This is a genomic window from Bacillus pseudomycoides DSM 12442, from assembly GCF_000161455.1.
Classification (GTDB): Bacteria; Bacillota; Bacilli; order Bacillales; family Bacillaceae_G; genus Bacillus_A; species Bacillus_A pseudomycoides.
The window spans coordinates 2,915,026-2,934,963 of sequence record NZ_CM000745.1; the positions used below are offsets into that span (position 1 = coordinate 2,915,026).

The 19,938-nt window shown below is 32.6% G+C and carries 17 protein-coding genes, 1 tRNA gene and 2 pseudogenes; 13 read left to right on the top strand and 7 right to left on the bottom strand.

Features of this window, described 5'->3' with window-relative positions; all coding sequences use genetic code 11:
* Window positions 1-15: 15 nt before the first annotated feature.
* The 3 genes from BPMYX0001_RS14670 to BPMYX0001_RS14680 all read right to left on the bottom strand — a co-directional run bounded on the left by BPMYX0001_RS14670 (window position 16) and on the right by BPMYX0001_RS14680 (window position 2,174).
* Window positions 16-1,167 carry a cysteine desulfurase family protein gene (locus tag BPMYX0001_RS14670; RefSeq protein ID WP_018781489.1) on the bottom strand — a complete coding sequence of 384 codons (1,152 nt, stop codon included), beginning with the start codon at window positions 1,165-1,167 and terminating at the stop codon, window positions 16-18.
* An 18-nt stretch (window positions 1,168-1,185) separates the two neighbouring features.
* On the bottom strand, window positions 1,186-2,079 hold the full coding sequence (locus BPMYX0001_RS14675; protein ID WP_018781490.1) for an LPD16 domain-containing protein: 894 nt from the start codon (window positions 2,077-2,079) through the stop codon (window positions 1,186-1,188).
* 21 nt (window positions 2,080-2,100) lie between these two features.
* A tRNA-Cys gene (locus BPMYX0001_RS14680) sits at window positions 2,101-2,174 on the bottom strand.
* 550 nt (window positions 2,175-2,724) lie between these two features.
* Here BPMYX0001_RS14680 and BPMYX0001_RS14685 point away from each other — a divergent pair.
* On the top strand, window positions 2,725-3,657 hold the full coding sequence (locus BPMYX0001_RS14685) for a DMT family transporter (protein WP_006095570.1): 933 nt from the start codon (window positions 2,725-2,727) through the stop codon (window positions 3,655-3,657).
* Between the two features lie 140 nt (window positions 3,658-3,797).
* Entirely contained in the window at window positions 3,798-4,448 is a 651-nt protein-coding gene (locus BPMYX0001_RS14690; RefSeq protein WP_003199047.1) for a hypothetical protein, read from the top strand.
* A gap of 43 nt (window positions 4,449-4,491) precedes the next feature.
* Here BPMYX0001_RS14690 and BPMYX0001_RS14695 read toward each other — a convergent pair whose 3' ends face one another.
* From BPMYX0001_RS14695 to BPMYX0001_RS14705, 3 genes are all read right to left on the bottom strand, one after another.
* On the bottom strand, window positions 4,492-4,842 hold the full coding sequence (locus BPMYX0001_RS14695; RefSeq protein WP_006095571.1) for a hypothetical protein: 351 nt from the start codon (window positions 4,840-4,842) through the stop codon (window positions 4,492-4,494).
* Window positions 4,843-5,077: 235 nt separating this feature from the next.
* Entirely contained in the window at window positions 5,078-5,503 is a 426-nt protein-coding gene (locus BPMYX0001_RS14700) for a thioredoxin family protein (protein ID WP_033799029.1), read from the bottom strand.
* Complete coding sequence (locus BPMYX0001_RS14705) at window positions 5,500-5,940, bottom strand: disulfide oxidoreductase (RefSeq protein WP_033799030.1); 441 nt, start codon at window positions 5,938-5,940, stop codon at window positions 5,500-5,502. The genes BPMYX0001_RS14700 and BPMYX0001_RS14705 overlap by 4 nt, the downstream gene beginning before the upstream one ends.
* A gap of 468 nt (window positions 5,941-6,408) precedes the next feature.
* Between BPMYX0001_RS14705 and BPMYX0001_RS14710 the strand changes: the two genes are divergently transcribed.
* Window positions 6,409-7,437, top strand: a complete 1,029-nt coding sequence (locus BPMYX0001_RS14710) for an oxidoreductase (RefSeq protein WP_006095574.1) — start codon at window positions 6,409-6,411, stop codon at window positions 7,435-7,437.
* Window positions 7,438-7,554: 117 nt separating this feature from the next.
* Here BPMYX0001_RS14710 and BPMYX0001_RS14715 read toward each other — a convergent pair whose 3' ends face one another.
* Entirely contained in the window at window positions 7,555-8,190 is a 636-nt protein-coding gene (locus BPMYX0001_RS14715; RefSeq protein WP_006095575.1) for a TetR/AcrR family transcriptional regulator, read from the bottom strand.
* Between the two features lie 137 nt (window positions 8,191-8,327).
* Here BPMYX0001_RS14715 and BPMYX0001_RS14720 point away from each other — a divergent pair, with 137 nt between their 5' ends.
* The 10 genes and pseudogenes from BPMYX0001_RS14720 (at window position 8,328) to BPMYX0001_RS14755 (ending at window position 19,919) form a co-directional block, all read left to right on the top strand.
* Window positions 8,328-9,221: an ABC transporter ATP-binding protein gene (locus BPMYX0001_RS14720; protein ID WP_003207942.1), complete on the top strand. Its 894-nt coding sequence runs from the start codon at window positions 8,328-8,330 to the stop codon at window positions 9,219-9,221.
* The gene (locus BPMYX0001_RS14725; protein WP_033799032.1) at window positions 9,214-10,020 is read left to right on the top strand and encodes an ABC transporter permease subunit; all 807 of its coding nucleotides are present in this window, start codon (window positions 9,214-9,216) and stop codon (window positions 10,018-10,020) included. Before BPMYX0001_RS14720 ends, BPMYX0001_RS14725 begins: the two co-directional genes overlap by 8 nt.
* A gap of 278 nt (window positions 10,021-10,298) precedes the next feature.
* Window positions 10,299-10,832, top strand: coding sequence for an RNA polymerase sigma factor (locus BPMYX0001_RS14730; RefSeq protein WP_033799033.1), 534 nt, complete (start codon window positions 10,299-10,301; stop codon window positions 10,830-10,832).
* A gap of 9 nt (window positions 10,833-10,841) precedes the next feature.
* Entirely contained in the window at window positions 10,842-11,843 is a 1,002-nt protein-coding gene (locus tag BPMYX0001_RS14735; RefSeq protein WP_006095578.1) for a hypothetical protein, read from the top strand.
* A 61-nt stretch (window positions 11,844-11,904) separates the two neighbouring features.
* A complete protein-coding gene (locus BPMYX0001_RS14740) occupies window positions 11,905-12,954 on the top strand; it encodes an LCP family protein (RefSeq protein WP_006095579.1) in 1,050 nt (349 codons plus the stop codon).
* An 89-nt stretch (window positions 12,955-13,043) separates the two neighbouring features.
* Window positions 13,044-13,222: pseudogene (locus BPMYX0001_RS34090) on the top strand (cation:dicarboxylate symporter family transporter); the annotation flags it as partial.
* Between the two features lie 145 nt (window positions 13,223-13,367).
* Window positions 13,368-13,511, top strand: a pseudogene (locus tag BPMYX0001_RS30940) (C4-dicarboxylate ABC transporter); the annotation flags it as partial.
* Between the two features lie 353 nt (window positions 13,512-13,864).
* A complete protein-coding gene (locus BPMYX0001_RS14745; protein WP_006095581.1) occupies window positions 13,865-15,571 on the top strand; it encodes a peptide ABC transporter substrate-binding protein in 1,707 nt (568 codons plus the stop codon).
* A gap of 383 nt (window positions 15,572-15,954) precedes the next feature.
* Window positions 15,955-17,661, top strand: a complete 1,707-nt coding sequence (locus BPMYX0001_RS14750; protein WP_006095582.1) for a peptide ABC transporter substrate-binding protein — start codon at window positions 15,955-15,957, stop codon at window positions 17,659-17,661.
* Window positions 17,662-18,212: 551 nt separating this feature from the next.
* Window positions 18,213-19,919, top strand: coding sequence for a peptide ABC transporter substrate-binding protein (locus BPMYX0001_RS14755; RefSeq protein WP_006095583.1), 1,707 nt, complete (start codon window positions 18,213-18,215; stop codon window positions 19,917-19,919).
* The last annotated feature ends 19 nt before the right edge of the window (window positions 19,920-19,938 follow it).

Genomic DNA, 19,938 nt, shown 5'->3' on the forward strand with positions numbered 1-19,938 from the left:
TTTTTTATATTATTTTTAAAATCCCTGTTGCACGCAATAAATATCTTTAATTTTAGCTATAATCTCATCAACAGCGTATAAAATTTCTTCTTCACTTAAATATGGACTAATGGATATACGAATAGAACTATTGGCTTCTTCTTTGGATAATCCAATCTCTTGTAATACATATGACGGTTCTAAACTGTTTGAATTACAAGCAGATCCTGAAGAAATAGAAACAGTTCTCATACCTGCTATAAGTGTTTCTGAACTAATATTTGGGATCATTATATTTATGATATGAGGTATGCTATTTTCCATACATACATTTATGCGAGAAAGGGGTATTTCTTGTTGAATTTGATTTATAACAATTGTTCTTAATTTCAGTGCTTTTTCATAATTCTCTTTTAGTTCTAATATAGCTATATCACTAGCTACGCCCATGCCAGCTATTAGTGAAGTGGGTAATGTTCCACTCCGTAAATATGTTTGTTCACCACCAAACAATAAAGGACGAAAATATTCCTGTTTGTGCTGGTTTACATATAAAATGCCTATACCTTTTGGTCCGTAAATTTTATGTCCAGATAAAGATAAAGCATCTATGTCCAATTTTTTCACATCTATTGGTATTTTTCCAAAAGCTTGAACAGCATCTACATGTATCAATGTTTTATATTTTCTGCATAAAGCAGAAATCTCATTGATTGGTTGAATTGTTCCCACCTCAGAATTAACATATGCAAAACTAACAACTCTTGTATCATCATCTAATAAGCGACTCAATGAATCTAAGCAAATGGTTCCATCACGTTTAATGTCCACATATTTTACGATAATACCTCTTCTTTGTAACTCTTTTCCAACCTCTAAAATCGATTTATGGTCTATAGGTGAGAGAATTACATTTACGGGTTCTTTTTCATGATAATCAATTGCTCCTAACAACGCCAAGTTGTTACTTTCTGTTGCACCCGAAGTAAATATTATTTCTTCTTTATGAGCACCAATAGAAATTGCAATCTTACTTTTCGCTTGATACACCGCATACTGTGCTTTTTTTCCCATCACATGCTGAGATGAAGGGTTTGCAAATTCTGTTTTCATGTACTTTTCTACAACTTCAATCACTTTATTATGACATGGAGTAGTAGCAGCATAATCTAAGTACACCTGTCTCATAAGCATTGCCCTCCTTTATCACGAAGAAAACACAGAGAAATTAACGGTTTTTTCATAGATGTCTTCTTTTGACATTTCGCCACTTCCACCAGGATCCGCAACAATCACTTTCATCCCTGTTAAATTATATAGATTAAGAGCGATTTCAATACCTGTACGTACAGGTTGGTAACACTCTCCAGGTGCGAATAATAACAATGCTCTATAACCTGCCTTATGTACCTCAGCTATCATTTCTGTAATTTCTCCTGCACATCCAGTTACACCACAACTAATTAATGTTTTATAATTTCCATCCTCATCTACAAATGATACTTCGGATTGATTTTCTCGATCGTTTAACATTCTCTTTTCTAATTTTCCTTCTTTTACTAGCTTACTAGCGCTTTTTTGAAATCTATATTTAAGCCAAGTTTCAGGGAAAAAAATCGGATTTTTTCGGTTAGACAAGATACTCTGCTGATTAAAGTATTTACTCTTTTCTAAACTTGTAACGTAAGCTTCTGGAATTTCTGTATATCTCTCATAAAACTCTTTGCGAAGATCACTAACACTTGCATTTGTAGATGGAACGTATTGCCAATCATTAATTAACAATAGGTATTTAATGTCTTTAAATTGTTCATAAAATTGCTCGCCTAATTGAATTCCGATATTCCAAGTGTATAAAGGGAATATACCTACCCTACGTGAAATCCTCTCTTTCATCACATCTGTTTTCTGTTCTTCGATAATTCCAGGAGTTAAGCTATTTGTTTCTTCATTAAAAAAGAGCATAAAATGCCCTGACATAATTACTAATTCTTCTTGAGTAGTATTTTTTAATTCTTCACTGATTAACTTGATCATTTCTTCTTCTGATGCAACTAATTGATGAATTCCTTTCTTTTTTACATTCATTGAATTCGACATAAGTTACCTCCTTAAAATGTATGGAGGCAGTGCTTGGATTTGAACCAAGGAATTAGGTTTTGCAGACCTATGCCTTACCACTTGGCTACACTGCCATCATATAAAGTTTAGATACTAATTTGAAACTTGTTTATCATGTTGTTCATAGTATCATCCTTAAAAAATAACCGTCAATAATATTCTGAATATAATTATTTTTCTCAACATCAAAATGAATCCCAAGAAAATTTATTGAAAATATAAGCATTCAAATAAAATAAAGAGATATACAAGATATTTTAAAATAATAGTGTTTTTGAAGGATAAGAAACATAGCCATAAAAAACTTTTTTTTAGTCTATGGTTGATTATTCGGTATAAATTTCTCAAAAGATAATCAATTTTTTATTTTGCAAATATAAGATGCTACATGCTATTGTTAGTTATGATTTTTAGAAATTCTTATTTTCTAAAAGAGCTGATTCATTATAAACGAGTTTTCGGCCAAAGGGTAATTAACCATGAAATCATCATACATACAAGATCTTTCAACTCATAAAGGTTTAAGAGCTTATGCTATGTAACCAGTTGAATATCAAAATAATAACAAGCAACATGCTAAATAAAGCTATTAATACTAACAATTTAGTGAGAAAGGAATCCAATATGTCCAAACAAACAATTGCTTATATTCAAATGTCATTTGCAATGGTTGCAATTGGAAGCTTCGTTATTGTTAATAAGTACATTATTAAAGAACTTCCTATATTTATTGCTTCTGAGCTTAGATTACTGATTGCTTGCTTAATATTACTTCCTTTATTTTTATATAAAGGTGAAAAAATGCCTAAACTAGTAAAAAAGGATTACATCATATTTTTTCTTCAAAGTTTTATAGGGGTGTTTTTATTTAGTGTTTGCACATTATATGGTTTAAGACAAACAACAGCTTTAGATAGCGGCATTATTATGAGTTGTACGCCTGCAATAATGGCTTTAATCTCTTATTATTTTCTAAAAGAAAGATTAGGAATGAATAAAATAGGAGGGATTCTTTTAACTATTTTAGGTACATTGTCTATCAATGTTTTTGGTCAGGTATTAAATTTTAATGTAGGCTCGCACTCATTAATAGGAAATATGTTAATCTTCTGTGCTGTTATTGGAGAAGCGATTTTCTTTTCCTTTGGAAAATTAATTTCTACCCCTTTAAGACCTTTAACGATGACAACAATTATGAGTTTGACAGGTGCGGTATTATTTTTGCCTTCTGCAATATATCAATCTTTACATTTTAACTTTTTAACTGTATCTCCATTGGCGTGGCTACTCGTATTATATACAGGAGTTGTAATTACTGTATTAGCTGTTCTATTAATGAATCAAGGGTTAGAAGTGGTATCAGCGGGGACAGCGGCAGTATTTACTGCTTTAATGCCTATAAGCACAGTAATTTTATCAGCCTTTATATTACATGAACCTCTCTTCTGGTATCATATTTTTGGAATGACATTGGTTATTTTGGGTATTTTTGTTATTACTAACTCTTCGAGTGAAAGTAAAGAAATGTTTGAAAGAAGCAGGCAAGAAAATATGTAACAATAAATTTTCTCAATATAAGATTGCATATATTGTTGATTTCAATATTCAAAAAAACACATTGTTAATTTACAATAATTTAAGAACTATAGAACAGTAATAAATGTGTTAACTATATTCTGTAATAAAGGAGTCCATAAATGAAAAAAGTATATCCCTTTTTAATGACTGTATCTGTATGTATATTTATATCTGCTTGTTCCAATCAAACAAATTCTGAAAAAGAGGTAGAATCTGATAATAAAAAAGCTCCAATAGCTGAAACTAATGTAAAAGCTAAGCCTTATACAGAACCATTAACACAAGTAGGACAAAAAGCAAAGCATCCACTTGGAACAGTGATTCTAAAGCAATTAAGTGAGCCTAATACAATGATAGAAGCAGGGCCTCTTCATATTCAAGTAGAAAGAATTAAGGTAATTCAGAGTACAGAAGTAAGTGAAATTGGGAAATACAACTTAAAAGAACGAGGACTAGGTACAGAGCAAATGAATGCAATACAATTTACAACCACTTTAGAAAATACTTCAGATCAAGTACTTGATTTGGAACAAGGGCCTTTTAAAACACTTGTTTTAAGTAATGGTGAACAAGTAGATGTATATAAAATGAATGCGGATCCAAAAAGTCGAAGCTTAAATGCGAAGGAAAAAATGAAGTTTACACTTATCTGTTTCTTATCTCAAGCTCCAAATGATGTTAAATTCGTAAAAGTAATTACTGATGCGGTACGAGATCAGCAAACAAAAAATGAAGTGAGCACAGTAACTACTACTGAGATTACTATGTAAAAAAGAAAACAGCCTGATGAGGCTGTTTTCTTGTGTTTTCCAATTAAAAAGCGCAGTATCCAACAACTGGTTTAGAAGAACCAGTTTTAATGAAATAGTCAGGAGCAAAGCCTTGATCTAACTCACCACCATAGCCATTATCATCTACAAAATCCCAAACATTACTTCCCATATAAGATTCGCCATTCACATAGCAAAATAACCAAAGTTGAGTGCCATCTGGAATGTTTGATTCGGTCCGTGTGCCATTTATTGTTGGAGTTGTGCGAAGATCTAGCCCAGAACCTGTTTTTTGTACCGGATAAAAAGCAGCTTCCGTTACCGATTGACTTGCAAATAAAACCGAACCTGCTACCGCTACTGAAGCAATTGATAATGCAACTTTTTTAAACATACGTGTTACCTCCTAATAAATTATATTTTATTGCAGATGGGGAATCCCCCTCATACCTATCAAATAAAAATCATCCTTTATTTAAGATTGGTAAGCATGAGGGAGAGCCCCTTTACTCCCCTATAAATTAATAGAATGTATGGTTAAAAATAAAAAATAAAGCTAATGTTTGTTTCTTTATCAATACTCTAGTTATGAGTTTGAAAAAATAGCGTTTTTGGTAAAATAAAAACTCTTATTTGTTGTTTTTAAACCATGTTTGAAACGTTTGTAAAGACTGTTCGCCTAATATACGATTCATTTCCTTTCCATCTTTGTAAGAAATAATTGTAGGTGTTCCTTTTATTTGAAACATATCCCAACCTTGTTTATATTCTTCTAGATTCAAAACTTGCATATCAATATTCATATTTTTTGTCATAGGAACTACAATTGGTGAAATCCTTTGGCAATGCGGACAGGTTGTTTTGTAGAAATAAACTATTTTTGTTTTGTGATTTGATAGATCTTGTTGCAATTGTTCAGGGGTAATTTGATTTTTATAATAATTTACCTCCTCAGTACTTATGGTTTTTTCACTTTTTGTTCCTTTATTGGTTAGAACAAAAATAAGTGTAAATATTGATAAAATAGTAATAATGAAAAAAAGCATTTTTTTCATATACTGTTTCTCTCCTTGCTTATTTTCATAAGAATAAAGCCACAAATAATAATAAGAAGAAAGGCTAATAGAGCGAGAAATGGGATTGTAATAAATCCGAACCAATCTAAATAATCCCCTGTGCAAGGTATTCTCCCACATGATGTTCCGTTTTCAGATAAAAATGGGATTTTTTGAAGGGAATAGTGATAGGCAGCTATACATGCGCCAATGATAGCGAGAATCAAACTATAAATCCCAATTCTATAATCTTTTCGTATAATAGCTGTTCCTAGTAAAAGAACTAGTGGATACATGAGAATACGTTGATACCAGCATAATGTACAGGGCTCATATTTCATTATTTCAGACAGATATAAACTCCCGAGGGTTGCAATAAAGGAAACCGACCAGCTACTAAACAATATGTATTCTAGTTTTTTTTCTGTATTGTTCATGACTTCACCCTTCCTTTTTTAAAGATGGAAATAATGAAATAAATCCTCCAAGAAAATAGAAGATAAAAAATAAATTTTAAAAATAGTTAGCTCAAGAGTTATTATAAATTATGTTTTTGTTTTGTATATTGAGAAAATTTTGATTTTATAAAATCTTATAGAAGAATAAAGTAAATAAGGTGAGAAGAATTGAAAGTAGGCATATGCTTTTTGGGGAATGCCTATGCCTATCAAGCAAATGTTTTATAGTACTCTCAAAACGAAAATTTCTTCTCTACAGTCATTTATAAGAATTCAGTTTGCCTTGTTATTTAAGTAACGGCTAATAATCAGTGGGGTATGAAGAAATCCCCACTGATTAAAGCTTTACTTTATTTTTACCGATCTAAGAATGAGCAAATGGTTATGTAAATAAAATAAAACTTGATATAATAACTATGAAATCGTTCTCAAATATGGAGGGAATATATGAAAAAAATAGGAGTAGGGATTGTAGGATTTGGATTTTCAAGTACAACATTTCACATCCCTTTATTACAAACGATTGATGAATATGATATTCGCGCTATTGTATCTTCGAAAGAAGAAGTAGTAAAGCAGGCATTACCAACTGTGCAAGTTGTTAACACAATTGAAGAATTGGTAGAACGAGAAGATATTGATCTTGTTGTTATTACGTCACCAAATACAACGCATTTTCCATTTGTAAAAGAAGCTATTGTACATGGAAAACATGTCGTTGTAGAAAAGCCATTTGTTGTTTCAGTTGAAGAGGGTGAAGAACTTATTAGATTGGCGAAAGAGCATAATGTCTTTGTTAGTGTTTATCATAATCGCCGCTTTGATAATGATTTTTTAACAATAAAGAAATTAATTGAGGAAAAACAAATTGGAAATGTGTATACATATGAAGCGCATTTTGATCGCTTCCGTCCTCATGTACGTGAGCGCTGGCGTGAAAAGAACTTACCAGGATCGGGGATTTTATACGATCTAGGATCGCATTTAATTGACCAGGCATTACATTTATTCGGAAAACCAGATGCTGTTAGTGCGGATATAGTAAAGCAACGACCTGGGGCAGAAACGGATGATTATTTCCATATTGTACTTTACTATGGAATCAAGCGTGTCATTTTACATAGTAGTAGTTATGTGAAACATGCAGGCCCTCATTTTAGTGTTCATGGGGATAAAGGCTCAATTGTTAAATATGGTATGGATTCACAAGAAGACCAATTAAAAGCTGGTATGAAGCCAGGTGATATAGGATATGGAGAAGATAGTGAAAGTAATTTTGCTGTTTTAGAAACAGAAGAAGAAGTGAAGCATATTCCAACAGAAGTGGGATGCTATGAAATGTATTATAAAGGAATTCGAGATAGTATAGTAAATGGTATGCAACCTCCTGTAACAGCTGAAGAGGGTTTACAGGTGATTCAACTTATTCAATTGGCAATTGAAAGTAGTGAAACAGGTAGAGTTATCTCACTATAAGTTAAAAAGACACGATTTCGTGTCTTTTTTTATGGGTTTTAGGATTGGAATATATGTTTTTGTTGTGGGATATAATTTTTCTCTTCGAATGAAATATAAACAATTCAAATTATTAATCTAATTTTCCCGAGTGACATTTTCAGGGTTGGAAAGCCCATAAAAAAACATCGTAATGATATCTTTTATATGTTTTTCACGATCGTCCTCCAAGAGTTGTACACCGTAATCTTCGCCGAACTTACTGAACATTTGAATGTATAGTAATATCATTTCTTTTGAAAGATTGGGATTAATTTCATTTTTACGTTGTGCATTTTCTAATATCTCTAAAAACCAAGGCAGGACTGTTTCATTTTGGTAACGATATATAAATTCGCGAAGCTCTGGATCTTTTTGGATTACTTGCAACAGCATATCAGGGTGAAATAAACTACCACTCTCCATTTTACGTCGCATCATCTTATGAAACATCTCTTGAAATGTCATATTTTCAGCTGCTATCTCTTGATAGAATTGAAACTCAGTCGTCGCAAATTCGTGAATAAGCTCCCGGAAAAGCGCATCTTTACTACCAAAATGATTATAAATGGTAACTTGAGATACTTTTGCTTTTTTTGCGATGTCCTCTATTTTTACTTCATTAAATCCACGCTCTGAAAATAATGATAACGCAGCGTCTTTAATGGCGCGTTTTTTCTTTTCTTTTACTTTTTCAAAACCGTTCAATACAATCACCTCATTTAAAATATACAAGAAAATAGAGATGAAAACAATATTTTTGAAATATGAACATAAAAATATTTCAAAAAGTTGTTGCCAATTTAAATAGAGAGGAGTACAATAATTTTGAAATATAAAACACGAAATATTTCAAAAAATGAGGTGGAATAATGATTTCAGTCCAAAATGTCACAAAAAAATTTTCAAATGGAAAAGGATTATTTGATATTACTTTTCAAGTAAAAGAAGGTGAAGTTTTCGGTTACCTAGGGCCAAATGGTGCAGGGAAATCAACAACGATTCGTAATTTAATGGGATTTATAAAGCCAACTGCTGGTCATGCAGAAATTTTCGGTCTAGACTGCTGGAACGAAGCTGCAAAAATTCAAAGGGAAGTTGGTTATTTACCAGGGGAAATTTCCTTTATAGAAGGAATGAATGGATTAGAATTTTTAAAACTTATGCAAGGTATGCGCGGATTGAAAGATGTAAAGAGACGTGATGAGCTTATTGAAAGATTACAATTTGATGTGAAAACACCAATTCGGAAAATGTCTAAAGGGATGAAACAAAAAGTAGGAATTGTAGCTGCATTTATGCATGATCCAGAAGTGTTAATTTTGGATGAACCAACGTCAGGATTAGATCCACTCATGCAGCAAACTTTTATTGATTTAATACTAGAGGAAAAACAAAAAGGAAAGACAATCCTTATGTCATCCCATATTTTCACAGAAATTGAGCGGACATGTGACCGGGTAGCTATTATTAAGGATGGTCGCCTTGTAACGGTGGAAAATATTCATGATTTACAAGGCATGAGAAGACAGGTAATGGATGTAACGGTTTCATCTCAAGTGGAAATGCGTTCTTTACAAAAGGAAAATTTACACTTTGAAGCGGTGAAGGGGAATACAGCGTCCATTATTGTACAGGGGAATTATCAGGAAGTATTACAAACGCTTGCTAGGTATAATGTGAAAGCACTTCAAACGAGGGCGATGGATTTAGAACATTTATTTATGCATTATTATGATGCGAAGGAGGGTGTGAAACATGAATAAACAGCTGTTTTTAGCTAGCTTTAAAGAAAATCAAAAAAGCATATGGAGTTATTCAATTGGTGCGGCTCTTTATTTGTGGTTATTAATTTGGATATTTCCATCGCTCGTATCTGCGAAAGGATTAAATGAAATGATAGATGCTATGCCAGATAGTGTGAAAAAGATTGTTGGCATGGAAAATTCGATTCAAAATGTAAGTGATTTTTTAGCAGGTGAATACTATGGCATGTTGTTTCTAATTATATTGACAATTTTTAGTGTAACGGTTGCTACACATGTAATGGCTTGTTATGTAGATAAAGGGGCGATGGCTTATTTGTTGGCAACACCGGTATCTAGAGTGAAAATTGCAATAACACAAGGGGTAGTTCTTATTCTAGGATTGCTGATTATTATACTTGCGACGTATGGAGCTGGTGTATTAGGAGCAGAGTGGCTCTTGAAAGATAACAATTTAAATCAAGAAGTATTCTTCAAAATGAATTTAGTTGGGGGGCTGTTGTTTTTCGTAGTCAGTGCCTATTCATTTTTATTCTCTTGTATATGTAACGATGAAAGAAAAGCTCTTAGTCTTTCTGCCAGTGTTACAATTTTGTTTTATTTACTAGATATGGTAGGGAAATTAAGTGATAAGCTAGAATGGATGAGAAATATATCATTATTTACGTTGTTCCGTCCAAAAGAAATTGTGGCAGGGACATATAACATATGGCCGGTAAGTATGGGATTAATTTTTGGTGCGATTTGTATCTTTGTAGTAGCGATTGTATTGTTCAAAAAGAGAGATTTACCGCTATAGATAAATAGAGTTGAAAAGATAGTTAGTTCCTTTATAAACTAACTATCTTTTTTTATTTCTGGAAAATTATAAAAAAAGTGAACCTTTTTCCCCACTAAACCATCTAATAAGTGTAAAGTTTTATTGGAAGATATAAAGTGAAACTTTAATTAGTAGGGGATTTCTTCATCCCCAATTGATTATTAGCCCGCCCCACCTAACTTCTTTGCTTTCGCTGGATTTTGAGGTGGTGGGTCTTACTGCCCCGCAAATAGCGGGATAAAACGGGAGGATAGACAGTGAAAGTAATACCTGTATATAAAATAATGGTAAAAGAAGAGGGTAATGTTTCTTTAGCTAAAAACGGTGATCATGAAGCATTTGTCTCTTTAATACATACACATAAAGTTCAGCTCTATCGTATAGCCAAAGCAATGCTATATGATGAGAATGACGTAGAAGATGCGATACAAACAACAATTCTAAAGGCTTATGAAAATATAAAAAAGCTTAAAAATGAAGAGTTTTTCCAAACATGGTGCATTCGAATCCTGATGAATCAGTGTAATGAAATGATACGATCACGAAAAAAGGTAATTGCGATAGAAGGAAATAATGATTATATGATAGCATTTGATTCTTATGAAGATATAGATCTTCATAATGCAATTCAGTCTTTAAATGAAGAATTAAAAGCTGTAACAGTACTCTACTATTATGAAGATATGAATCAAGAAAATATTGCGGCATTATTAGAAATACCAAAAGGAACTGTTAAATCAAGGTTGTCACGGGCAAGAGAACAATTGCAGAAGCAATTACGAATGGAATAGGAGGTGTATATGTTGGATAAGGATGAATTATTTGATGAAAAACTGAAAAAGCGAATAGACCGAGAGAAAACAATGTTACCGGAGCATTTGAATCGGAAAATTAATGATACATTACATAATCTCCCGGTTAAGAAGAAGTCTTATAGAGTTCAAGCTATGGCTGTTAGTGTGGCAATAATGGCATTGTCAATCGTTTCTATGTTTGAATTTTCTGTGCAAAGTTTTGCGCAAAAAGGTGGAGTATTTGAATATGTAACGAAAAAGGCATTTTCAGATTATGAAAATGAGGAAGAAACAAAATCTAATGTAAATTATCCTGAAAAAGAAAAAATTCACAAAAAAATGCTGGATTCAATCGATCATTTTAAAAATGTTAAGGGGCAATTTGAAGAGTACTCTAGTTCATCTCGCCTAATTACTACTTATAAGTACGCAATTGATACAAGGAATCAGAGAGGGATTTCTTCTAAAGAGGATCGTCAGTCAAAAAAAATGACAGTTTTATATAACCAAGGGAAAAAACAAGAATTTAATGATAAAGATTATACATATAAAGAAGTGAGATGGAAGTCAGAACCTAAAAATATAGAGTTACTAAAACTAACACCTACTGAAAGAGCATTTAATAAAGTGGGGGAGAAAAAGCGGTATGATGATGAATATGTCGGACTAGCAAAATATAGTATTCAATCGGAGTTTGCAAATTTGTTAATTCGATATAAAGATTGGAATTTTAAAGAAACAAAGTATCTTGGATTAGACTGTTATAAAATAGAGGGCGTTATAAACATAGAGATGCCTTTAAGTACATCTGAAGACTTAAGAGGAAAATTCGAAATGATTGTAGAAAAAAATACGGGGATTATGTTGAATTTTCTTAGTTTTCATAATGGAATGATCCAGTATTCTATTACTACGGAAAAGATACAAATAAACAAAGGGATTGATGAGAACGTATTTCAAAAAGATGTTTCTTCATACGAAAAATTGAAAAATGTATTGAATAAATAATGATCTTGTTATTTTGATAGTTTTTAATTCGTATAGAATAATAAATATCGGGGGAGCTAATATGGAGAAGAATTTATCTTCACGTGAAAAAAAGAATAAGAAAAAATATAAAAAAGGAAAAGTGATAGGGATATTTGTAGGGGTGTTGTTAGCTGTTGGAATAGGATATGGTGCGTATCTGTATAATAAAACTTCAAATGCGGTACAAAAAGCTTCTCTCAGTCTAGCACGTGGTGAGAAATCTGATTTGCGTGAGGAAGTTGTAAAGCCAATAACAAATAATGTTTCTCTTTTAATTATGGGCATTGATGAAAATCAAGAGCGTCAAAAAGAATATAATGGTGCATTTCATACAGATGCATTATTACTAGCTACTTTTAATAAGGATGATAAGACAGTCAAGTTAATAAGCATACCACGTGATACGTATACATATGTTCCAATCGAAAAGAAAAAGGATAAAATAACACATGCATATGGTAGGGGCTTTGTAAAGAACGGAAAGGATGGAGGACCGCAAGCGTCTGTTGAAGCGGTAGAAAAATTATTACATGTACCAGTTGATTATTTTGTGAAATTCAATTTTAATTCATTTATAAAAATTGTTGATGATTTGGGTGGTATTGAAATAGATGTTCCAATTGAGTTTTCTGAACAAAATAGTAAAGATGAACCGGAGGCTATTCATTTAAAAAAAGGAATGCAAACATTAACTGGTGAACAAGCACTTGCTCTTGCAAGAACACGTCATATCGATAGTGATGCTATGAGAGGACAGCGTCAGCAGCTTGTCATTGAAGCGATCTTAACAAAATTAAAAAGTGCGGGATCTGTTACGAAAATAGGAAAGATGATTGATGCTGTAGATGGTGAGTTTAAGACAAACTTAGCTTTGGCTGATATGCTGTCGTTTTATAAATACGGATTAAATGCTTCAATTGAGAAAATTCAATTAGCTGGAGATGATTTGTATTTACCGAATGGGCCGAAAGGTGAACGAGTCTATTATTATAATCCAGATACAAAGAGTTTGAGAGAACTTAGTAATATACTTCGAATACATCTTGGATTAAGTGAACAGCAAATTAAAAAAGAAGATGGGGAGAGTTAAAGTATATGAAAAACATAATATAAAATATTTTTTAGTAAAGCAGATCATTATAAATATCTGCTTTTTTGTTTGAATGATACAGTGAAGGTTTTTACCTCGATCTTTCGCTTGGTCAACAATTAACAACAATAGCTATTTTGTTAGTTACTTTAAAAGGGGAAGTTGCTGTAACTGGCGAGGGCTTTATGCATTGGCATCAACTTTATCAGCGATGCGTGTTATTCCGTTAGAAGGATTAGCTCGTCTATTAGGGGGGGATCGTTTTATCCCGCATTAATGGGCAGTAAGACCCACACCTCAAAATTTGGCAAAAGCAAAGAAGTTAGGTGGGGGATGAACTGCCCGTAAAAGCCCGATTGGTTCAACTAATAATCAGTGGGGGATGAAGAAAACCCCACTGATTAAAGTTTCACTTTATGTCAGAAACGCGCGCTATCGTAAATTTAATTGGTAATGGTATTGCAACTGTAGTTGTTGCGAAAAGCGAAAATGAATTTAATGAGGGGAAAGATAAACAGATGCTAATAGGTATGCAAAAAGAAAAAATAGCCGGATAAAAAGGTCAGTAAAGCTGACCTTTTTTATTTTGTTAAGAAAGGATTTACTAGAATTATACATTATTTATTAACAATAATTCAGAAGAGTTTTCTTTACAATTGGAATAAATAGAAGAAAAATCAAATGCATATAGTAATACAAGAAAATTCTATATCAACGTAATAGAATGTTTATGAATATTACTGTAATAAAATAATTTTTACAAAATTTTTAATAATAATACTTTACAAAAAACAAAAAATTAGTAGAATAATAGTTAATAGGAATCTTTTGATAAGAATATAAAGAAAAACAGAATTATCAGAAATTTCTTAATCTAGAAACGTACAGGAAATTAGGGAGGGTACAAAAAATGAAAAAGAAAAAGATGAAGAAATTAACAGCAGTCGTAGCACCAGTTTTAGCAATGAGTATGGCATTAACAGCATGTTCTACAGGTGGAGACAAAAAAACAAGTACGAATTCAAGCGGAAGTGATAGCAAATCGGATGCTAAATTAGCGGCAAAGCAAGTGCTGAATCGTACAGAAACAAACGAAATTCCAACAATGGATACTTCGAAATCAACAGATACTCTTGGATCACAAATTTTAGGGAATACAATGGAAGGGTTATATCGCCTTGATAAAGATAATAAGCCAATCCCAGCTGCAGCTGAATCAAGTACGAAAAGTGAGGATGGCAAAAAATATACATTTAAACTTCGTAAAGACGCAAAGTGGTCAAACGGTGACCCAGTAACAGCGAAAGATTTCGTGTTTGCATGGCAACGTTTGTTAGATCCAAAGACAGCTGCTGAGTATTCGTTTATTGCATACTATATTAAAAATGCAGAAGCGATTAATAAGGGGAAAGCGGAAGTATCTACGCTAGGTGCAAAAGCGGTAGATGATTATACACTTGAAGTTGAACTAGAAAACGCAGTTCCGTATTTCTTAAACTTAACAGCATTCCCATCGTACTATCCATTAAATGAAAAGTTCGTAAAAGAAAAAGGAGATAAATTCGGTTTAGAATCTGATACAGTTGTTTACAATGGACCGTTTGTTCTTACAGATTGGAAGCATGAGGAAGGCTGGAAGCTGAAGAAAAATGATAGTTATTGGGATAAAAAGAATGTGAAGTTAGACGAAGTTAACTATAGTGTTGTAAAGGATATGGCAACTCGTGTAAATTTATATGATAGTGGCCAAATTGACTTTACTTTATTAGCTGGAGAGTTTGTTGACAAATATAGAAATAAAAAAGAAGAATATGGAGTATATTCAGAACCAAGTACGTTCTACTTACGTTTAAATCAAAAACGTGCTGGCCAAGATACACCACTAAAGAGCAAAAAATTACGTGAAGCAATTGCGTTGTCAATTAATAAAAAAGATTTAACGAATGTAATCTTAAATGATGGTTCTAAACCTGCTGATTACTTAGTGCCAAAAGGATTAGCGAATGGACCAGACGGTAAAGATTTCCAAGAGACGTTTAAAACTGGCCTGAAAAATGACACTAAAAAAGCAGCGGCAGCTTGGGAAGAAGCGAAAAAAGAGCTTGGTAAAGATCAAGTGACACTTGAGTTCTTGAACTATGATACAAGTAATGCGAAAAAAGTTGGAGAATATGTAAAAGACCAAATTGAGAAAAACTTAAAAGGTGTAACAGTTAATATTAAAATGCAGCCGTTCAAACAAAAGCTGAAATTAGAATCTGAACAAGATTATGATTTCTCATATGGTGGCTGGAACCCAGACTATGCGGATCCAATGACATATTTAGATATGTTCGAATCAACAAATTCTCAAAACCAAATGAGCTACTCAAATCCAAAATATGATGAAATCATCAAAAAAGGAAAAACAGAGTTAATGGCAGATGCGAAGAAACGTTGGGAAGAGTTAGGAAAGGCAGAAAAACTGTTGCTTGAAGAAGATGTAGCGCTTGTACCGTTATACCAAAGTGCTAAATCGTATGTAATGAAACCAAACGTAAAAGGTGTTGTAAAACATAACATCAGTCCAGAATACAGCTTCAAGTGGGCTTACGTAACAGAAGAAAATAGTAAGTAATAGAAAGATAGAAAAGCATTTCTAAAGGTAGGTTGTCTACTTTTGGAGGTGCTTTTTTCTATGTAATGAATCTTGTTTAAAGAGACTTTAGATATTAGAAGTGGTGTTTGATATAAAATTTATATATGAATAATTTTATATTCATTTAAATGAATGATAAGAAGGGTATTGCTGTCATATAGTGAATGGAGAGATTTTGTAAAGTAGTGTGACTAAAATATACTATCATTATAGTAGAAAATATTTTCGAGATTAAAAAAAATAACTTTACAAAACATAAAAAAATAGTAGAATATTAACTAATAAGAATTTTCTGATAATACAAATATATCAGAAATCTAACAAGGTTATCATCGTACATATAATTTAGGGAGGGTACACAAATGAAAAAGATTAAGAAGTTAACAGCGGTTGTAGCACCAGTTTTAGCAATGAGTATGGCATTATCGGCATGCTCGGGATCAGGTGGGGATAAGAAGACAAGTACAACGTCTAATAGTGGTGAAGAGAAAAAATCTGATATTAAATATGCAGCAAAACAAGTATTAAATCGTACAGAAAATCAGGAAATTCCAACAATGGATACTTCTAAAAATACAGATACTCTTGGGTCGCAAATTTTAGGGAATACGATGGAAGGGCTATATCGCCTTGATAAAGATAATAAACCAATCCCAGCTGCAGCTGAATCTAGCACGAAAAGTGAGGATGGTAAAAAATATACATTTAAGCTTCGTAAAGATGCAAAATGGTCAAATGGTGATCCAGTAACAGCGAAAGATTTCGTGTTTGCATGGCAGCGCTTACTTGATAAAAACACAGCTTCTGAATATGCGTTTATTGCTTACTATATTAAAAATGCAGAAGCAATTAATAAAGGAGAAGCAGACATATCTACATTAGGTGCTAAAGCGGTTGATGATTATACCCTTGAAGTGGAATTAGAAAAGCCTGTTCCGTATTTCTTAAATTTAACGGCATTCCCATCATACTATCCATTAAATGAAAAGTTTGTAAAAGAAAAAGGGAATAAATTCGGTTTAGAGGCGGATACAGTTTTATATAATGGACCATTTGTAATGTCTGAGTGGAAGCATGAGCAAGGTTGGAAGTTGAAGAAAAACGATAATTATTGGGATAAAAAGAGTGTGAAACTAGAGGAAATTAACTATAGTGTTGTAAAAGACGTAGCTACAAAAGTGAACTTATATGATACTGACGCAATTGACTTTACATTATTATCAGGAGAGTTTGTTGATAAATATAAACCGAAGAAAGATGAATATGGTGAGTATGCAGAATCAAGCACTTTCTTCTTACGTTTGAATGAAAAACGTGGTGGCCAAGATACGCCGCTGAAAAATAAAAAGTTACGTGAAGCAATTGCATTGTCAATTGATAAAAAAGGTTTAGCAAATGTTATCTTAAACAACGGTTCTAAAGCAACGGATCAATTAGTACCAAAAGGACTAGCAACTGGTTCAGACGGTAAAGATTTCACAGAAACATTTAAAAATGGTTTAAAGCAAGATACGAAAAAAGCAGCTGCAGCATGGGAAGAAGCGAAAAAAGAACTTGGTAAAGACCAAGTGGCAATTGAATTGTTAAGTTATGATGATGGAACAGCGAAAAAGGTTGCTGATTATGTAAAAGACCAAATTGAGAAAAATTTAAAAGGTGTAACAATTAATACGAAAATCCAGCCGTTTAAACAAAAGTTAAAACTAGAGACAGCGCAAGACTATGAAATCTCTTACGCAGGTTGGAGCCCAGACTATGCAGATCCAATGACATTTATCGATATGTTTGAAACAAAGAGCCCTTATAACCAAATGAGCTACTCAAATCCAAAATATGATGAAATGGTTAAAAAAGCAGGAAATGAATTAATGTCTGATCCGAAGAAACGTTGGGAAGAGTTAGGAAAAGCAGAAAAATTATTGCTTGAAGAAGATGTAGCAATGGTGCCACTATATCAAACAGGTAGAGCATATGTAATGAAACCAAATGTAAAAGGAATTGTAAAACATAATATTAGTCCAGAATACAGCTTTAAGTGGGCGTATGTAGAGGAAAAAGGCGGAAAATAATATGAAATTAGAAAAGAGCCTCCGGAAGTAGGTCAACTACTTTTGGAGGTGCTTTTTCATGGAAAGAATCTTGTTTATAATTTGTTTTATTGCTAAAAGGATAAAAATTCATAAATACTACAATAAAAGTAGTATTTATGAATTTTTAAGATAATATAATCTCATCTCATATTGATTAAGAATGGCAGTGAGGGATTAAAAGGCAATAAGACTCCTACCACAAAAGTTAGTGAAGGTGGGGGATGAAGAAAACCCACACTGATTAAAGTTTCACTTTATAGAGAGAAAGGAGGTTATATATAATTCGAAAAAATAGAGATGAATAAGAAAGCTTTAGTGCTCATATAGTAGATGGGGAGAATCTTGTAATTGTGCTATTAAAAAGCGAATCATTATTATAGAAAAACTATTTTCAGAATTTTGAAAAATAACTTTACAAACTTGAAAAAAATAGTAGAATATTAATTAATAAGAATTTTCTGATAATATCATAAGTATTAGAAAATCTCTCAAATGTATCATCGTACATATAATTTAGGGAGGGTACACAAATGAAAAAGATCAAGAAACTAACAGCGGTTGTGGCACCGGTTTTAGCAGTAAGTATGGCGTTATCGGCATGCTCGGGGTCAGGTGGGGATAAGAAGACAAATACAACGTCTAATAGTGGTGAAGAGAAGAAATCGGATATTAAATATGCAGCAAAACAAGTACTAAATCGTACAGAAACAAACGAAATTCCAACGATGGATACTTCTAAAAATACAGATACTCTTGGGTCACAAATTTTAGGGAATACAATGGAAGGGTTATATCGCCTTGATAAAGATAATAAGCCAATCCCAGCTGTGGCAGAATCAAGTACGAAAAGTGAGGATGGAAAAAAGTATACATTTAAACTTCGTAAAGATGCAAAATGGTCTAATGGAGATCCTGTAACAGCAAAAGATTTCGTATTTGCATGGCAACGGTTAGTAGATCCAAAGACAGCTGCTGAATACGCATTTATTGCTTATTATATTAAAAATGCAGAAGCAATTAACAAAGGAAAAGCAGAAGTATCTACTTTAGGTGCAAAAGCAGTAGATGATTATACACTTGAAGTTGAGCTGGAAAGCGCAGTTCCATATTTCTTGAACTTAACGGCATTTGTATCGTATTACCCACTAAATGAAAAGTTCGTAAAAGAAAAAGGAGATAAATACGGTTTAGAATCTGATACGGTAGTTTACAATGGGCCGTTTGTTCTAACTGACTGGAAGCATGAAGATGGTTGGAAGTTAAAGAAAAACGATAATTATTGGGATAAAAAGAATGTGAAACTAGAAGAAATTAACTATAGTGTTGTAAAAGACGCAGCTACTCGTGTGAATCTATATGATAGTGGTCAAATTGACTTTTCTTTATTAACTGGGGAGTTTGTTGATAAATATAAATCGAAGAAAGATGAATTTGGAACATATCTGGAACCAAGTACATTCTACTTACGCTTGAATCAAAAACGTGCTGGTCAAGATACACCACTAAAGAGCCAAAAATTACGTGAAGCAATTGCGTTGTCAATTAACAAAAAGGATTTAGCAAATGTAATTTTAAATGATGGTTCCAAACCTGCCGATTTCTTAGTTCCAAAAGGATTAGCGAATGGACCGGACGGTAAAGATTTTCAAGAAACGTTTAAAAACGGTTTAAAACAAGATTCTAAAAAAGCAGCGGCGGCTTGGGAAGCAGCGAAGAAAGAGCTTGGTAAAGATCAAGTGACACTTGAATTCTTAAACTATGATACGAGTAATGCAAAAAAAGTTGGTGAGTATGTAAAAGATCAAATTGAGAAAAATTTAAAAGGTGTAACAGTTAACATTAAAATGCAGCCATTTAAACAAAAATTAAAATTAGAATCTGAGCAAGATTATGATTTCTCATATGGTGGTTGGAACCCAGACTATGCAGATCCAATGACATATTTAGACATGTTTGAATCAACAAATTCTCAAAACCAAATGAGTTATTCAAATCCAAAATATGATGAAATGATTAATAAAGGGAAGAAAGAATTAATGGCAGATGCGAAGAAACGCTGGGAAGAATTAGGGAAGGCTGAAAAACTATTGCTTGAAGAAGATGTAGCGCTAGTACCGTTATTCCAATCAGGTAGATCTTATGTATTACAACCAAATGTAAAAGGAATTGTAAAACACAATATCAGCCCAGAGTATAGCTTTAAGTGGGCATATGTAACAGAGAAAGATAGCAAGTAATTAAAAAAGCATTTCCAAT

Bases quoted from the DNA above. Each gene is read 5' to 3' on its own strand.
- BPMYX0001_RS14670 (WP_018781489.1), bottom strand. From the start codon at position 1,167: ATGAGACAGGTGTACTTAGATTATGCTGCTACTACTCCATGTCATAAT.
- BPMYX0001_RS14675 (WP_018781490.1), bottom strand. From the start codon at position 2,079: ATGTCGAATTCAATGAATGTAAAAAAGAAAGGAATTCATCAATTAGTT.
- BPMYX0001_RS14685 (WP_006095570.1), top strand. From the start codon at position 2,725: ATGTCCAAACAAACAATTGCTTATATTCAAATGTCATTTGCAATGGTT.
- BPMYX0001_RS14690 (WP_003199047.1), top strand. From the start codon at position 3,798: ATGAAAAAAGTATATCCCTTTTTAATGACTGTATCTGTATGTATATTT.
- BPMYX0001_RS14695 (WP_006095571.1), bottom strand. From the start codon at position 4,842: ATGTTTAAAAAAGTTGCATTATCAATTGCTTCAGTAGCGGTAGCAGGT.
- BPMYX0001_RS14700 (WP_033799029.1), bottom strand. From the start codon at position 5,503: ATGAAAAAAATGCTTTTTTTCATTATTACTATTTTATCAATATTTACA.
- BPMYX0001_RS14705 (WP_033799030.1), bottom strand. From the start codon at position 5,940: ATGAACAATACAGAAAAAAAACTAGAATACATATTGTTTAGTAGCTGG.
- BPMYX0001_RS14710 (WP_006095574.1), top strand. From the start codon at position 6,409: ATGAAAAAAATAGGAGTAGGGATTGTAGGATTTGGATTTTCAAGTACA.
- BPMYX0001_RS14720 (WP_003207942.1), top strand. From the start codon at position 8,328: ATGATTTCAGTCCAAAATGTCACAAAAAAATTTTCAAATGGAAAAGGA.
- BPMYX0001_RS14725 (WP_033799032.1), top strand. From the start codon at position 9,214: ATGAATAAACAGCTGTTTTTAGCTAGCTTTAAAGAAAATCAAAAAAGC.
- BPMYX0001_RS14735 (WP_006095578.1), top strand. From the start codon at position 10,842: ATGTTGGATAAGGATGAATTATTTGATGAAAAACTGAAAAAGCGAATA.
- BPMYX0001_RS14740 (WP_006095579.1), top strand. From the start codon at position 11,905: ATGGAGAAGAATTTATCTTCACGTGAAAAAAAGAATAAGAAAAAATAT.
- BPMYX0001_RS14745 (WP_006095581.1), top strand. From the start codon at position 13,865: ATGAAAAAGAAAAAGATGAAGAAATTAACAGCAGTCGTAGCACCAGTT.
- BPMYX0001_RS14750 (WP_006095582.1), top strand. From the start codon at position 15,955: ATGAAAAAGATTAAGAAGTTAACAGCGGTTGTAGCACCAGTTTTAGCA.
- BPMYX0001_RS14755 (WP_006095583.1), top strand. From the start codon at position 18,213: ATGAAAAAGATCAAGAAACTAACAGCGGTTGTGGCACCGGTTTTAGCA.